Source organism: Bradyrhizobium sp. USDA 327 (assembly GCF_041262065.1).
GTDB classification, from domain to species: domain Bacteria; phylum Pseudomonadota; class Alphaproteobacteria; order Rhizobiales; family Xanthobacteraceae; genus Bradyrhizobium; species Bradyrhizobium liaoningense.
In genome coordinates this window covers 4,128,314-4,143,128 of record NZ_JBGCCW010000001.1, presented here as the reverse complement: position 1 = coordinate 4,143,128, position 14,815 = coordinate 4,128,314, and the positions used below count along the sequence as shown (strand labels likewise).

General features: G+C 64.8%; 18 protein-coding genes. 13 read left to right on the top strand and 5 right to left on the bottom strand.

What is annotated here, in order from left to right:
* Window positions 1-137 precede the first annotated feature (137 nt).
* From ABIA42_RS19395 to ABIA42_RS19380, 4 genes are all read left to right on the top strand, one after another.
* Window positions 138-527, top strand: a complete 390-nt coding sequence (locus ABIA42_RS19395) for a DUF4189 domain-containing protein (RefSeq protein ID WP_271532865.1) — start codon at window positions 138-140, stop codon at window positions 525-527.
* Window positions 528-601: 74 nt separating this feature from the next.
* Window positions 602-1,012 carry a DUF2000 family protein gene (locus ABIA42_RS19390; protein WP_028179262.1) on the top strand — a complete coding sequence of 137 codons (411 nt, stop codon included), beginning with the start codon at window positions 602-604 and terminating at the stop codon, window positions 1,010-1,012.
* 137 nt (window positions 1,013-1,149) lie between these two features.
* The gene (gene adhP, locus ABIA42_RS19385) at window positions 1,150-2,175 is read left to right on the top strand and encodes an alcohol dehydrogenase AdhP (RefSeq protein ID WP_271532861.1); all 1,026 of its coding nucleotides are present in this window, start codon (window positions 1,150-1,152) and stop codon (window positions 2,173-2,175) included.
* 19 nt (window positions 2,176-2,194) lie between these two features.
* Window positions 2,195-3,475, top strand: coding sequence for an alpha-glucosidase/alpha-galactosidase (locus ABIA42_RS19380; RefSeq protein ID WP_271532859.1), 1,281 nt, complete (start codon window positions 2,195-2,197; stop codon window positions 3,473-3,475).
* Between the two features lie 32 nt (window positions 3,476-3,507).
* On the opposite strand, the gene ABIA42_RS19375 is transcribed toward ABIA42_RS19380, so the two are convergent.
* Genes ABIA42_RS19375 through ABIA42_RS19365 form a run of 3 tightly spaced genes read right to left on the bottom strand, consistent with a single transcriptional unit; the run spans window position 3,508 to window position 4,730 of the window.
* Window positions 3,508-3,921, bottom strand: a complete 414-nt coding sequence (locus tag ABIA42_RS19375; RefSeq protein WP_370122268.1) for a GFA family protein — start codon at window positions 3,919-3,921, stop codon at window positions 3,508-3,510.
* 15 nt (window positions 3,922-3,936) lie between these two features.
* Entirely contained in the window at window positions 3,937-4,398 is a 462-nt protein-coding gene (locus ABIA42_RS19370) for an SRPBCC domain-containing protein (RefSeq protein ID WP_271532855.1), read from the bottom strand.
* Entirely contained in the window at window positions 4,395-4,730 is a 336-nt protein-coding gene (locus ABIA42_RS19365; RefSeq protein ID WP_011088398.1) for a helix-turn-helix transcriptional regulator, read from the bottom strand. The genes ABIA42_RS19370 and ABIA42_RS19365 overlap by 4 nt, the downstream gene beginning before the upstream one ends.
* A gap of 108 nt (window positions 4,731-4,838) precedes the next feature.
* Here ABIA42_RS19365 and ABIA42_RS19360 point away from each other — a divergent pair, with 108 nt between their 5' ends.
* From ABIA42_RS19360 to ABIA42_RS19335, 6 genes are all read left to right on the top strand, one after another.
* Window positions 4,839-5,534, top strand: a complete 696-nt coding sequence (locus tag ABIA42_RS19360) for a TetR/AcrR family transcriptional regulator (RefSeq protein ID WP_271532853.1) — start codon at window positions 4,839-4,841, stop codon at window positions 5,532-5,534.
* On the top strand, window positions 5,531-6,448 hold the full coding sequence (locus tag ABIA42_RS19355; protein WP_370143813.1) for an HlyD family secretion protein: 918 nt from the start codon (window positions 5,531-5,533) through the stop codon (window positions 6,446-6,448). Before ABIA42_RS19360 ends, ABIA42_RS19355 begins: the two co-directional genes overlap by 4 nt.
* On the top strand, window positions 6,445-7,377 hold the full coding sequence (locus ABIA42_RS19350; RefSeq protein ID WP_370122273.1) for an ABC transporter ATP-binding protein: 933 nt from the start codon (window positions 6,445-6,447) through the stop codon (window positions 7,375-7,377). Before ABIA42_RS19355 ends, ABIA42_RS19350 begins: the two co-directional genes overlap by 4 nt.
* The gene (locus ABIA42_RS19345) at window positions 7,374-8,537 is read left to right on the top strand and encodes an ABC transporter permease (protein WP_271532846.1); all 1,164 of its coding nucleotides are present in this window, start codon (window positions 7,374-7,376) and stop codon (window positions 8,535-8,537) included. Before ABIA42_RS19350 ends, ABIA42_RS19345 begins: the two co-directional genes overlap by 4 nt.
* A gap of 105 nt (window positions 8,538-8,642) precedes the next feature.
* Window positions 8,643-9,950 (top strand): adenylate/guanylate cyclase domain-containing protein, encoded by a 1,308-nt coding sequence (locus ABIA42_RS19340; protein ID WP_271533709.1) that lies wholly within the window; start codon window positions 8,643-8,645, stop codon window positions 9,948-9,950.
* Window positions 9,951-10,102: 152 nt separating this feature from the next.
* Window positions 10,103-11,017, top strand: a complete 915-nt coding sequence (locus ABIA42_RS19335) for a PhzF family phenazine biosynthesis protein (protein WP_271532844.1) — start codon at window positions 10,103-10,105, stop codon at window positions 11,015-11,017.
* Between the two features lie 146 nt (window positions 11,018-11,163).
* Here ABIA42_RS19335 and ABIA42_RS19330 read toward each other — a convergent pair whose 3' ends face one another.
* On the bottom strand, window positions 11,164-11,625 hold the full coding sequence (locus ABIA42_RS19330; RefSeq protein ID WP_271532842.1) for a DUF488 family protein: 462 nt from the start codon (window positions 11,623-11,625) through the stop codon (window positions 11,164-11,166).
* Between the two features lie 154 nt (window positions 11,626-11,779).
* A complete protein-coding gene (locus tag ABIA42_RS19325) occupies window positions 11,780-12,601 on the bottom strand; it encodes a DUF72 domain-containing protein (protein WP_271532840.1) in 822 nt (273 codons plus the stop codon).
* A 114-nt stretch (window positions 12,602-12,715) separates the two neighbouring features.
* On the opposite strand from ABIA42_RS19325, the gene ABIA42_RS19320 reads away from it, so the two are divergent.
* From ABIA42_RS19320 to ABIA42_RS19310, 3 genes are all read left to right on the top strand, one after another.
* Entirely contained in the window at window positions 12,716-13,096 is a 381-nt protein-coding gene (locus ABIA42_RS19320; RefSeq protein WP_271532838.1) for a hypothetical protein, read from the top strand.
* Window positions 13,097-13,238: 142 nt separating this feature from the next.
* A complete protein-coding gene (locus ABIA42_RS19315) occupies window positions 13,239-13,442 on the top strand; it encodes a hypothetical protein (RefSeq protein WP_271532836.1) in 204 nt (67 codons plus the stop codon).
* A gap of 238 nt (window positions 13,443-13,680) precedes the next feature.
* A complete protein-coding gene (locus ABIA42_RS19310; RefSeq protein ID WP_271532834.1) occupies window positions 13,681-14,814 on the top strand; it encodes a glycosyltransferase family 2 protein in 1,134 nt (377 codons plus the stop codon).
* Window position 14,815 lies beyond the last annotated feature (1 nt).

The following is a 14,815-nucleotide window of genomic DNA, read 5'->3' as shown; positions in this document are numbered from 1 at the left end:
AACAGAGGTGGATTACGCTGCGCTAATCCACCCTACGCCACTTCCCAAGCCCACCAATTTTCAACCACCCGTTCACCATCTGGAAACGACCGCCGCTTAGAGTCGCCTCCACCTGCCTTGGGGGGAGGGGTTTTTCCATGGCTTCGAACGTCGTCGCGCGCCGTTGCGCGATGTTTTTCTTTGCGCTGTCCGTCTGTGTCACCGGTGCCCGTTACATCACCGAAGCCCATGCCGCCGGCGCCTTTGCGGTCGGTAAGTGCGGCGCTTATGGCCAGGCCTATGACTATGGCCACGAGCACGAGGCCCGCGCCGCGGCGCAGAAGCAGTGCAAGGGCGATTGCACCACGGTGACGATGAAGCGCGCCTGTGCCGCGATGTCGGTCGATATGACAAATCCCTGCGGCGCCTATGGCTATGCCGTCAAGCCGAAGATCTCGGCCTCGCTCAATGCCGCCACGCGCGAATGCTACAAGTACGGCGGCAAGGAATGCGTGATCCGCGCCTGGGCCTGCGACGCCAAGGGTTGATTCCATCCATCCCTCTTGCTGTCATTCCGGGGCGATGCGTAGCATCGAACCCGGAATGACAGCTAGGGATATCCATGCAGTTCGACACCAAGATCGCGGTCGTGATCCGCACCGATCTCCAAACCTGGCAGAAGCTCAACGTCGCGTCCTTTCTCACCAGCGGCATCGCCGCGGCATTTCCGGACTGCATCGGCGAAGCCTATGAAGACGCCTCGGGGACGAAGTATCACGCGCTGATCGGCCAGCCGATCCTGATCTATGGCGCCGACGGTCCGGCGTTGTCGCGAGCGCTGGACCGCGCGCTCACTCGGAACGTTACGCCGGCCGTCTATACCGAGGACATGTTCAAGACCACGCACGATGCCGCCAACCGCGAGGCGGTGAGGGCGGTCGCGCGCACCGAGCTCAATCTCGTCGGCATCGCCATGCGCGCGGAGCGCAAGGTGATCGACAAGATCGTCGACGGCCTGAAGTTCCATAGCTGACATTCAGCTGCGGAAGTCCTGTCACCGCGCTGTCATGACGGCAGCACGCTGCGCAACGATTGGGCGGTTTGACCCGGATCAAGTGCCGGCCGCGCGAGGCCGCTACTCTGCCATTCGCAATGCGAAGGAGCAGAGATATGCCGACCATGAAAGCCGCAATCGTCAAACAGTTCGGCAAGCCGCTGGTGATCGAGGACGTGCCGGTGCCGCAGCCCGGTCCCGGCGAGGTCCTGGTCAAGGTGAAGGCCTGCGGCGTCTGCCATACCGATCTGCACGCAGCCTCCGGCGACTGGCCGGTAAAGCCGGTGCCACCCTTCATCCCAGGCCATGAGGTCGCCGGCATCGTCGCCGCGCTGGGGCCCGGCGTGAAGAATCTCAAGGTCGGCGACGCCGTCGGCGTCGCCTGGCTGCATGATGCCTGCATGGCCTGCGAATATTGCGAGACCGGCTGGGAAACGTTGTGCGAGCACCAGCACAATACCGGCTACAGCGTGAACGGCGGCTTCGCCGAATATGTCATCGCCTCGGCCGCCTTCGCCGCGAAGCTGCCGGCGACGGTCGATTTCGCTGCCATCGCGCCGATCCTGTGCGCCGGCGTCACCACCTACAAGGGATTGAAGGAGACCGAAGCCAGGCCCGGCGAGTGGGTGGTGATCTCAGGCGTCGGCGGGCTGGGTCATGTCGCGATCCAGTACGCCAAGGCGATGGGGCTCAAGGTCGTCGCGGTCGACATTGCCGAGGACAAGCTCGCGCTTGCACGTGAGGCTGGCGCCGATCTCGCGGTCGATGCGCTCGCAGCTGGCGCTGTGGACAAGGTGCTGGCGGCGACCGGGGGCGGCGCCCACGGCGTGCTGGTGACGGCTGTCTCGACTGCCGCGTTCGCGCAGGCGCTGAAGATGGTGCGCCGCAAGGGCACCGTCAGCCTCGTCGGCCTGCCGCCGGGCGAATTCCCGACGCCGATCTTCGACGTCGTGCTCAAGCGCATCACCGTGCGCGGCTCCATCGTCGGTACGAGGCGCGACCTCGACGAAGCCATCGCGTTTGCCGCCGACGGCAAGGTGAAGGCCGAGGTGGCCAAGGTGCCGCTCGCGGAGATCAACCACGTCTTCGATCGGATGAAGGCCGGCAAGATCGAGGGCCGCATGGTGCTCGACTTCAGCTAGCCTCCCGAAGGAGCAGAGCATGGTCCGGCCAACGAAGATCGTCTTTCTCGGCGCGAGCAGCGCGTCCTTTGGGATGAGCATGTTCCGGGACCTGTTCTCGACCCGCGATCTGGCCGGTTCAACACTGGTCCTCGTCGGACGAAACGTCGACCGGCTCGGCCGGTCGATGCGGCTCGCGAAACTGCTCAACGAGAGATCCGGCGCCGGTTATGCCATCGAGGCCACGACGGATTGGCGCGCGGCGCTCGACGGGGCGGAGTTCGTCGTGCACTCCACCGCCATCGATCGCAATCGGCTGTGGCGGCTCGATTTCGAGATTCCGCGCAAATTTGGCATCCATCATACGCTGGGCGAGAATGGTGGGCCCGGCGGTTTGTTCTTCACGCTGCGCACCTTGCCGGTGGTCTTCGACTTCGTGCGCGAGATGGAGCTCCGCTGCCCGCGTGCGACCTTCATCAACTTCTCCAATCCGGAAAGCCGCATCATCCTGGCGCTCGGGCGCTACAGCAGGATTCGCAGCGTCGGCCTCTGCCACGGAATATTCCTTGCCCGCGGCGATGTCGCCCGAATCCTGGGGATGCCGGAAAGCCGGGTGGATGTGTGGGGCGCGGGCCTCAATCACTTCCAATGTCTGACCGAAATTCGGGATCGCGAGACGGGTGAGGACCTCTATCCGCTGTTGCGTGAGAAGGAGCGGGATTTCGATCCCACCTTCTCACCCCTGACGCGCAAGCTGTTGCATGCCTTCGGCTACTGGCTCGGCTGCGGCGACGGTCACGTCGGCGAGTATCTCTCGTTCGGCTGGGAGGCCGGCGAGGGTGGCTACAACTTTGACTGGGACGAGAGCGAACGCGCGAAACTGACGCGGATAATTGATGACGTGCTCGCCGGTCGTGCCGATGTGCCGGACTGGTGGTCGGTGCCGTCGGGGGAACGCGCGATCGGCATCATCGCCGCCATCGTTCATAACCGCAAGCAACTCATCGAATCCGCCGTCGTCCACAATCGACAGGTGATCCCGAACCTGCCGGCCGATGCCGCGGTCGAGGTGCCGGTGGTGGTAGATGCCGCGGGCATCCATCCTGTCTCGCTCGGGCCGCTGCCCGATGGCGTGGCCAAGCTGATGACGACCCAGGTTCAGGTTCAGCAGATGGCGGTGGAGGCGGCGATGCATGCCTCGAAGGAAATGGCGCTGCAAGCGCTGCTGCTCGACCCCGTCATCCATTCCGAGCAGGCCGCGCGCGGCCTGCTCGAGGAGTTGTGGGAGATCAACCGACCTTATATCCGGCCATGCATCTGAGCGACCGACCGCCGCCACTAGCGCGCCGTGCCTTACCCCGGCGGCATGCCCGCAAATTTTGTCAGGTCGGGGTCGAGACGATCCCAGCCGTGACCGCGCGCGGCGAAAGTGACTGCCTGCGGCCTGTAGCGGGCGGGTTCGTCGAGGCTTGCCGCCCGGATCGTGAAGACGTCGGGCTGTGCTGCGAAGGTCATGTAGACAGGCACGCCGCATTGCGTGCAGAAGCCGCGCGTCTTCACGTTGCCGCTGTCGGCGACCATGTCCCAATGCTTCGCTTCGCCGGTCAGCGTGACGCCGGCGCGCGCGAAGGTCGCGTACGAGCCGTGGCCGCTGCCGCTTTCCCGCTGGCAGTCCCGGCACTGGCAGTGATTGCTGAACAGCGGCTCGCCGGTGATCGAATAGCGGATCGCGCCGCAGGCGCAGCCGCCGGTATAGGGCTTTTCCATCGCGATATCTCCCTTTCACTCTTCGCCGCTGATTTCGTCGAGCTTGCGGACGACCTTCTTCCAGCCGCCGCTCATGACCGTGTAGGCCGACTCGTTCCTCGGCAGGACGAAGCCCGCATGGACCAGGCGGATCCGCGTGCCGGCCTCGACCGGGGTGAGGGACCACGTCACGATGGTGTCGAGCGGTGCGCCATAGCCGGTGTTGCGCTCGTCGCCGCCCTTCCAGGCGTAGACGAGGCGGCGGTTTGCTACGACCTCCAGAACCCGGCAATGGATCACGCCGTCCCAGTTGCCGCCCGGCGTGGTCTGGAACGTGAAGCTATTGCCTTCGACGGCCTCGAAGCCGGTCGGCTGCATCAGCCAGCGCGCGATCAATTGGGCGCTGGTCAGCGCCTTCCAGATGGTCTCGGGCGTGTGAGGGAAGACCTCGTCGATGACGATGTCCCTTGTTTCGGCTTTCAACGCGGCAGCACTCACGGATCGATCTCCTTCAAGAGGTCACGCAGGTTCTGGAAACGCTCGCGCCAGAAGACGCCGTAATGATCCATCCAGGTCACCAGCGGTTCGAGGCCTTGCGGTGCGGCGCGGTAATAGACGTTGCGGCCCTCTGCGCGCTCGGCGACGAGACCGGCCTGCTTGAGGGACTTCAGGTGTTGCGAGATCGCGCCCTGAGTGACCCCGCTGCCGCGCGTCAGCTCGGCGACGCTGATCTCCTTGCTCTCGAACACGCGCTCGAACACGGCGCGCCGTGTCGGGTCGGCGAGGGCGCGCATCACGGTGGTGACGGGGTTTGGGGCGGCTTCGATCATGCCGATCGATTAGCATTCGCTAATGCATTAGTCAATACTAATTTAATCTCAGGCGTGCGGTTGCTCGCCTTGCTTGACTATGACTGACCAGTCAGTCATATATTTCGAATGACCAGGAAACCGACCAAAGCCGCCTTGCCGCCAGCAACTCGCGCCAGTGCCAAGGGCCCTGTGCCTGCTCGCAGCGAAGAGGTGCCTGCCTCGAACCGTGCGACGCGCGCGGCGGAGCGGCGTGCGGCGATCGTGGAAGCGGCGATGGAGGAATTCATCGCGCGCGGGTTTGCGGCGACGCGGCTCGACGACATCGCCAAGCGCGCCGGCGTGGCGAAGGGGACGATCTACCTGCACTTCAAGGACAAGGAATCGATGTTCGAGGAGCTGGTGCGTATCGTCATCGTTCCTGTGGTCGCACGGCTGACTACGCTGCCGCCGCCGGCGGGCTCGGTGCGCGACCTGATCGAGGCTTTCGCAAGCAACTTCCTGAACGAGGTGATCGGCACGAGGCGTGGCGATCTGGTGCGCCTGATCGTGGCGGAGGGCCCGCGCTTTCCGTCCGTGGCCGACTTCTACTACCGGGAGGTCGTCTCGCGCGGGGTCGCCGCCATGCGCGCGCTGATCGAGCTCGGCATCGCCCGCGGCGAGATCCGGCAGAAGGACCTCGCGCGCTATCCGCAGATCCTGGTCGCACCCGCGATGATCGCGGTGATCTGGCAGAGCCTGTTTGCGCGGCACGCGCCGCTGGACGCGCAAGAGATGCTGCGTGTCCATCTCGATTTGATTTTTGGCGAACGGAGCACGACATGACGTCGTCGCACACCATCTCTCACCTCATCCTGAGGAGCGCGGAACGCGCGTCTCGAAGGATGCAGGCCCGGCTGTGGCTCCTCGCCCTTCGAGACGCTGCTTCGCAGCTCCTCAGGGTGAGGGATCGACAGCACAATCTGCCGCGCCTCGGTACGATCGTGGCGCTGGTCCTCGCAATCTCGCTTGCCGGGTGCACGGAGAAGCGCGATCCCGGCTTCCAGGGCTGGGTCGAGGCCGACATGATCTTCGTCAGCCCGGACGAAGCGGGGCGGGTCACCAAGCTCAACGTCCGCGAAGGCGAAGAGGTCAAGGTCGGCGATGCCCTCTATTCCGTCGACGACGATCTCCAGCGCGCCGATCTCAATCAGAACAAGGCGACGCTGGCGAACGCGCAGCAGACCTATGACCGGGCGTCCTCGCTGAGCAGGACCGGCTCGGGCACGCAGGCCAATCTCGATTCCGCCGTGTCGGCCTTGCGCGTCGCGGAAGCGCGGGTGGCGACGTCCGAGACGCGGATGGCGCGACGCAAGGGCTTTGCGCCCGTCGCCGGCACCATCCAGCAGATCTATTTTCGCGAGGGCGAGATGGTGGGGGCGCAGCGGCCGGTGCTGTCGATCATGCCGCCCGGCAACATGAAGCTGCGTTTCTTCGTGCCGGAGACCGAATTGCCGAAGCTCGCGATCGGCGACACGGTGCGCGTCTCGTGCGACAATTGCGCGGCCGACCTCATCGCAAAGATCTACTTCATCGCGACCTCGGCCGAATACACCCCGCCTGTCATCTACAGCCTCGATGAGCGCAACAAGCTCGTCTATCTGATCCAGGCGCGGCCCTCTCGTCCCGATGCCTTGCGCGTGGGACAGCCGATCGACGTCTATCTCAATCCGAAGACACCCGTGGCGGACAAGCGATGAGCAGCGGCAACGACATCGCGATCGACGTCAAAGGCCTGACTAAATCGTTCGGCGGCCGCGAGGTCGTGCACGATCTGTCGATGCAGGTGAAGCGCGGCTCGATCTACGGCTTCCTCGGACCCAACGGCTCGGGCAAGACCACGACCATCCGCATCCTCTGCGGGCTGCTCACGCCTGACAGCGGCGAGGGCACCTGCCTCGGCTATGACATCCGTCGCGATGCCGAGAAGATCAAGCGCCAGGTCGGCTACATGACCCAGCGCTTCAGCCTGTACCAGGATCTTTCGGTGCGCGAGAACCTCGAATTCGTCGCGCGGCTCTATGGCGTCACCGACGCGCGCGGCGCCGCACGCGACATGATCAGGCGGCTCGGGCTCTCAGGGCGCGAGGAGCAGCTTGCGGGCGAGCTCTCCGGCGGCTGGAAGCAGCGGCTGGCGCTGGGGGCCTGCACGCTGCCCAATCCACAATTATTGCTGCTCGACGAGCCCACCGCTGGCGTCGATCCCAAGGCGCGGCGCGATTTCTGGAACGAGATCCACGCACTCGCCGCCGAAGGCCTCACGGTGCTGGTCTCGACCCATTACATGGACGAGGCCGAGCGCTGCCACGAGATCGCCTACATCGCCTACGGCTATCTGCTGGCGCACGGCACGGTGGAAGAGGTGATCGCGAAATCCGCGCTGACGACCTACACCGTCACCGGCGAAGGACTGAACGAGCTTGCGGCCGCGCTCACGGGCAAGCCCGGGATCGACATGGTGGCGCCGTTCGGCAGCTCACTGCATGTTTCCGGCCGCGACGTCGCGGCACTCGAAGACAGCATAGCGCCCTGGCGCGAGAAGGACGGATTGCGCTGGCAGAAGTCGCAACCGTCGCTCGAAGACGTGTTCATCGAGCTGATGGGGCGCTCCAGGGACAATTTCCAATGAGCGCAGTCGACCATCGCGCACCCCGACGCGAAATCCGCGAGCGCTTCGGCTTTCTGCGGCGCTCCTATGCGATGCTGGTCAAGGAGTTCATCCAGCTCAAGCGCGATCGCGTTTCGTTCGCGATGATCGTGATGTTGCCCGTGATGCAGCTGATGCTGTTCGGCTATGCCATCAACACCACGCCGCGCCATCTGCCGAGCGCCGTGCTGCTCCAGGAGGACTCCGATCTCGCCCGCTCGATCCTGAAGGCACTGGAGAACACCGCCTATTTCCGCTTCCTCTATGAAGTGCACGACGTCGACGACTTCGACAACCTGCTGAAATCCGGCAAGGTGCTGTTCGGCGTCGAGATCCCGCGCGGCTTCGAGCGGGCCGTGCGGCGCGGTGACAAGCCGGCGCTGCTGGTCGCCGCCGACGCCACGGACCCGGTCGCAGCGAGCGCGGCGATCGGTTCGCTCGGCATGGTCGTGCAGACCGCGCTCAAGCACGATCTCTACATCGGCGATCCCCCGGAGATGCCGTTCGAGATCCGCGCGCACGCGCGCTACAATCCGGCCGCGGTGTCCAGCCTCAACATCGTGCCGGGGCTGGTCGGCACCATTCTGACCATGACCATGCTGATCTTTACCGCGCTGTCGGTTACGCGCGAGGTCGAGCGCGGCACAATGGAGAGCCTGCTGTCGATGCCGATCAAGCCGGTCGAGGTGATGCTCGGCAAGATCGTCCCTTACGTGCTGGTCGGCTTCGTCCAGGCCTTCCTGATCATCAGCATTGGCGTCGGCCTGTTCGGCGTACCCGTGCTCGGCAACCTCGTCCTGCTGGCGCTGCTCTCGACGCTGTTCATCACCACCAATCTGTCGATCGGCTACACCATATCGACACTGGTGCAGAACCAGCTCCAGGCGATGCAGATGTCGATGATGTTCTTCCTGCCCAGCATCTTGCTCTCCGGCTTCATGTTCCCGTTCGCGGGCATGCCGGCGTGGGCGCAATATCTCGGCGAGGGTCTGCCGCTGACCCACTATCTGCGCATCGTCCGCGCCATCATGCTGAAGGGCGCGACCATGCAGAACCTGCACTTCGACACGCTGGCGCTGGCGGCCCTGATGCTGCTCGCCATGACCATCGCCGTGACGCGCTTCCGTCGTACGCTGGATTGAGGCAAACTGCCCTGTGACGTCATTCCGGGGCGCACGAAGTGCGAACCCGGAATCTCGAGATTCCGGGTTCACGCTGCGCGTGCCCCGGAATGACAAGGGGGGATGATGGTTCGTTTTGCGAGCAGGAAGACACGGCAGCATGCAGTGCTCTCGAAGGATTTCGAGCGCGAGCTGACGCGGGAAGTGCTGCGCACCGAGCTGTTGCGGGTGCGGGCGCTGATCCTGACGGGGTGCGTCATGATGTTGTTCCTCACCGTGATCTATTTGCTCGATCCCACCGTGGTGAACCGGGTCTGGCGCGGGACGGAAGGGATCATCCAGGTCTACGGCCTTCTCCTCTGCTTCATCCTGTTCGAGGTCTGGGTCCACACCCAGATCAGGAAGAATCTCCGCCTCGATCGCGACCTGCCGGTGATCAGGCGCTATATCGGCACGCTGATCGAGACATCGCTGCCGACCGTCATCCTCATCCTGCAGATCCGGTCCATGGGCCCGAGCCAGGCTCTCGGTTTCGCAGTACCGCTCATGTACTTCATCTTCATCATCCTCTCGACCCTGCGGCTTGATTTCTGGCTTTCCACATTCACGGGTCTCGTGGCTGCCGCCGGGCTTCTGGCGGCCGCGCTGTACTACAACTTGACGAGCGAGACCGGCGAGCCCCTGATCTACTTCCACGCGGTGCGCAGCGTGGTCATCCTGATCTGCGGCGTGCTGGCGGGTGCCGTCGGAGCGCAATTGCGGCGGCAATTCGCCGCGAGTATCGCGGCAGCGACCGCGCGCGACCGCGTGACGAACCTGTTCGGGCAGCACGTCTCCCCCCAGGTGGTGGAGCGGCTGATGGCCGCCGGAGCCAGCGCGGGCGGCGATCTCCGCCGTGTCGCGGTGATGTTCGTCGATTTCCGCGGCTTCACCGCCGGCGCGCAGTCGCGCACCCCGCAGGAGGTGGTCGATCGGCTCGACGGCGCCTTTGCGGTCCTGGTCGACATCCTCGACCGTCATGGCGGCATCGTGAACAAGTTCTTGGGCGACGGCTTTCTGGCGTTGTTCGGCGCGCCGCTGGAGGCCTCCGACGCTGTACAGCGGGCGGTCGCCGCCGGCCGCGAGATGCTGACCGCCATGGACCGCATCAACGCACAGACGAGTTGGCCGCTTCGCATCGGCATCGGCATCCATTTCGGCGAGGTCGTTGCCGGCAATATCGGCTCGCCCCGGCGCAAGGAATACACCGTCATCGGCGATACCGTGAACTTCGCCTCGCGCCTGGAGGCGCTGAACAAGGAGTTCGGTTCGCAGCTCCTGATCTCCGCATCCGTGCGTGAGGCGCTGGGTGACGACGGCAGCGACGCCGTCGCGCTCGGTGAAGTCGAAGTGCGCGGCTACGTGCAGAAGATGCAGGTGTTTCAGCTGGGGTAGCGCGCATCATGCGTCGCCGCACGCAGGTCTCTTCCATCATCGGCGATTGCTCCGATTGCTCCGAATTTTGGGGCATGACGAGCGAGGCGGCCGGCTTGTAGAGTGCCGGCGAAGCGGCCGGTCGCGGCCGTCACTTGCATGAGGAAGAGACGATGCAGCGCCGCTACGTCACCGTCGACGTGTTCACCGACCGCGCCTTCGGCGGCAACCAGCTCGCCGTGGTGCTCGATGCCGGCGGGCTCACGACCGCGCAGATGCAGTCGATCGCCACCGAGTTTAACTATTCCGAGACGACCTTCGTGCTGCCGCCGCGCGACAAGGCCAACGACGCCGAGGTGCGCATCTTCACCCCGGTTCGGGAGCTGCCGTTTGCGGGCCATCCCAATGTCGGCACGGCCTTCGTGCTGGCAACGATCGCGAAAGAGTCGAAGCCGCGGCTGCTGTTCGAGGAAAAGGCCGGTCTGGTCCCGGTCGATATCGTGCGGGAGCAGGGCAGGGTGATCAGCGCCGAGCTCACCGCGCCACAGAAACTGGCGAGGCTTGCGCAGCTGTCCGCAGCCGACGTCGCCGCCTGCATTTCCCTGGCGGCGGATGACATCAAGACCGATCATCATGCGCCGCAAGTCGTCGGCGTCGGAACGCCGTTCGTGGTGGCGGAGGTGGGATCGCGCGAAGCCGTGCGCAGGGCCAAGCCCGAGGCGGCAGCGTTTGGCCGGATGCTCCCGCGCGACGGCGCTTTCTCGGTCTACTTCTACACGCGCGATGTTCCGGCAGCGGAGGCGCCCTGCGAGCGTCAGGCGCGGATGTTCTTTCCCGGCGCAAGCGGCCTGATCGAAGACCCCGCCACGGGCAGCGCGACGGTCGCGGCCGCCGCGCTGTTCGCCGATCTCGATCCCACGCGTGACGGCGAATTGAAGCTCACCATCGGCCAGGGCTTTGACATGGGCCGTCCGAGCATGCTTCTCACCCGCGTGCGCAAGCAGGACGGCAAGATCGTCTCCGCCCATGTCGGCGGAAGTTGCGTGCAGATGATGGAGGGGACGTTGAGGCTGGAGGGGGAGGGCTGAGGCTCTATCAGCTCGTCATTCCGGGGCAGCGCGTAGCGCTGAGCCCGGAATCCATCGGGCAGCAGAGAGGGTGAAGGAATGGATTCTCAGGTGCGCAATTGCGCACCGTAGCTCGCGCTGCGCGCGCCCCGGAATGACGGCGACGGCTACACCTGCCGTCCCGCCAAATTCCTCACCGTCACCCCGTCGCGCTCCTCGATGATCTCCGCGATCATCTGTCGGTGGCAGTGGGTGTGGTCGCGCTCGTAGCAGAGCAGGCAGACGGGGCCCGCCTTCTTCACCAGCGCCGAGAGCTCGTCCATCTCTTCCCGCGCCTGCGGCGTTTTCAGGTGCTTTGCGTAGATTTTCTCCAGCACGTCGTACTGCCCGCTGCGGGCGGCGAGGCGACCCTCTTTCGGCGTGCCGAGCGCGGCGAGATGGACATAGGCGATGCCGCGCTCGTCGAGGCCTGCCGAAAGCTGCTTCTTGGAAAAGCCCGGCCGGCGCGATGACGTCACCGCGCGCACGTCGACCACGAGCTTGACGCCGGCCTCTTCCAGTTCGTCCAGCACGGCCTTGGGCGGCGTCTGCTCATAGCCGATGGTGAAGAGCTTCCTCGCCTTTGCCATGGGGACTCCTCAGGTCACGACACGGGAGGTCGTCATGCCCGGGCTTGTCCCGGGCATCCACGTTCTTCGTGCCGCGCGGCAAGTCGTGGATGGCCGGGACAAGCCCGGCCATGACGTGAGGAAGCCTTGGTGCTCCCAATTGGCCATCGCCCGCTCAGCTCACCCGCGCGATCAGTTCCATGGCGCCGGCCGGGGCGCGCACCTTGCCCTCGTGGATGACATAGGCGAACACGTCCCGCGGCTCCTTCGTCGGCTTGCCCGTGTCAACCTTCGGAAGGTCGTCGGGTTCACCGCCCGAAGCCCAGTCCTGGAGGCGCTTGGCCCAGGCATCGAGCTGCTTCGGCGGATAGCAGGTCTTGATCTCGTCATTGCCCTTCTGGAGCCGCGCATAGACGAAATCGCCGGCGACGTCTGCGATGGCCGGATATTTGCCGTGCTCGGCGAACACGACGGGCGTCTCGAACTCGCGGATCAGCGCGACGAAGTCCGGCGTGCAGAAGCTGTCATGGCGCACTTCCACGACATGGCGCAGCGCGCGCCCTTCGAGCTTGCGCGGCAAGAGCTCCAGGAACTTGCCGAAATCGGCGCCGTCAAACTTCTTCGTCGGCGCGAACTGCCACAGCACCGGCCCGAGATGGTCGCCGAGTTCAAGCACACCGGAATCATAGAACCGCTTGATGGAATCGCCGGCCTCGGCCAGCACGCGGCGGTTGGTGGCGAAGCGCGGTCCCTTCACCGAGAACACGAAACCATCGGGAACTTCGCTCGCCCATTTGCGAAAGCTCTCCGGCTTCTGCGAACCGTAATAGGTGCCGTTGATTTCGATCGAGGTCAGCTTCGAGGCGGCATAGGACAGCTCCTTCGCCTGCGCCAGCTTCTCCGGATAGAACACGCCGCGCCAGGGCTCGAAGGTCCAGCCGCCGATGCCGATGAAGATGTTGCCGGATTTTTTTGACGCGGTTTTTGCTTTGGCCACGGAATTTCTCGCATCGACGGGGAGGGACCCCATCCTAGTCAAACCAGTTGTGATTGGCCAGTTGGCTCGGCCCGTCTAAGCTTGCGCCCGGACCCGCGAAAAAAGGAGAACGAGATGCGGATGCTGTCGGTGGGAGCCGCGCTCGTCATGATGACATCTGCTGCCATGACATGGCCCGCTTTGGCCGATGACGACGACGCGAGAAGCGCACAGAAGCTCGCCCAGCAGGGCCGCGACGATTACTGGCATTGCCTGGCGCGGGAATATTCGCGCGACTCCAATCAAGGCCTGTCGGAGCAGGATTTCGGCCGCTCGGTTGCGGGCGCCTGTCCATCGGAGCGGCAATATTACCGGGTCGCGTTGCTCGACTATCTCACCACGCAGTATCCGAACATCGATGCTGGCGCTCATCTCGCCACCGCGAACAGGGCGGTGGAGGCGGCGCAGAAGGACATCGTGACAGCCTTCGTCAAGCACCGACCGCCCGCCAGATAAGAAGTGGCGAATAGCGAAGGACGTAAGGCCGGTTTCCTCATTCGCTACTCCCCATTCGCTATTCGCCCCCTTTCGGCACCTCTTCCGGCCGCGCGCTCATCCATGGTATCACTCGCCGCATCTGGAGCAGGGATGGACTTGCATGTCGTCTGAGTCGATGGGGGGCATTCTGGGGGCGATCGTCGCAGCGATCGTGCTCGCGGTTGCCGTCGTGTTTGGGCCGATCGGCCAGTACGGCAAGCCGGCCAGGCCGGCGAAGGTCGAGCCGGCCCCTGCGGCGGCACCGGCCGCCCCCGCCGCGCCCGCGCCGCGCGGCCCGATAATCCGGGACGTGCCCAACCAATAGGGCACGAAACTGGGTTTCCGCCCCTTGCGAAGCGCTTCTGCCGTTCCCATCTAGCCTGTAACGGCGACGTTGAGCGAAGAACTCCGTTGCTGGGACGACCTTGGAATAGCTCAGGCCTGCGCCGGATGTACGCGCGGTCTGCCGTTCCGGGGTCGTTGGCATTTTAGGGCCCCTTTTCGGCCGTTCCCCAGAGACCCCGGCTTGGCAGCGCAGGACGCGGCGGATATACGCTGCCGTCATGAACGAAGCGATCAGACCCGGCGCCGACATCCCGCCGCAGGCTCAAGAGGGGCCGGAACTGTCGGTCATCGTCCCGACCTTCAACGAGCGCGACAACGTCACGGTGCTGTACCGGCGGCTGGAGGCGACGCTCGCCAATATCGCGTGGGAAGTCGTGTTCGTCGACGACAACTCCCCCGACGGCACTTGGGACGTCGTGCGCGCGCTGGCGCAGCGCGACAGCCGCGTGCGCTGTGTCCGCCGCATCGGCCGTCGCGGCCTCTCGGGCGCCTGTATCGAAGGCATCCTCGCCTCGAGCGCTCCCTATGTGGCGGTGATCGATGCCGACCTCCAGCACGACGAGACGCAGCTGCCGAAGATGCTGCTGCTCCTCGCCAGCGATCAGGCCGACCTCGTGGTCGGCAGCCGCTACATCGAGGGCTACAAGAGCGAAGGCTTCAACAAGCAGCGCGCCGGAGCCAGTGCGCTCGCGACCGAGGTCGCCAGGAAGATGCTGCGGGTCGAGATCGCCGACCCCATGAGCGGCTTCTTCATGATCCGCCGCGACCGTTTCGAGCAGCTCGCGCCAAAGCTCTCCGTGCACGGCTTCAAGATCCTGCTCGACGTCGTCGCGAGCGCGCACGGCAGCTTGCGCGCCGTCGAGATCCCCTACACTTTCGGTGCCCGCCAGCACGGCGAGAGCAAGCTCGATTCCATGGTCGCACTCGACTTCCTCGGTCTCGTGCTGGCCAAGCTGACCAACGACATCGTCTCGTTGCGCTTCATCCTGTTCGCCATGGTCGGCGGCATCGGCCTCGTGGTGCACTTGACCACGCTGTTCATCGCGCTTCAGCTGTTCAAGGCGCCGTTCCCAGAGGCGCAGGCCGCCGGCGCCATCGTCGCCATGACCAGCAATTTCATCCTCAACAACTTCCTCACCTATCGCGACCAGCGGCTGAAGGGTTTTGCGCTGCTGCGCGGCCTGATCGCGTTCTACATCGTGTGCAGCGTCGGCCTGCTCGCCAATGTCGGCGTCGCCTTCTCGGTTTACGACCAGGAGCCGATCTGGTGGCTGGCCGGCATGGCCGGCGCGCTGATGGGCGTGGTGTGGAACTACGCGATGTCCGGACTGTTCGTCTGGCGCAAGAAATAGC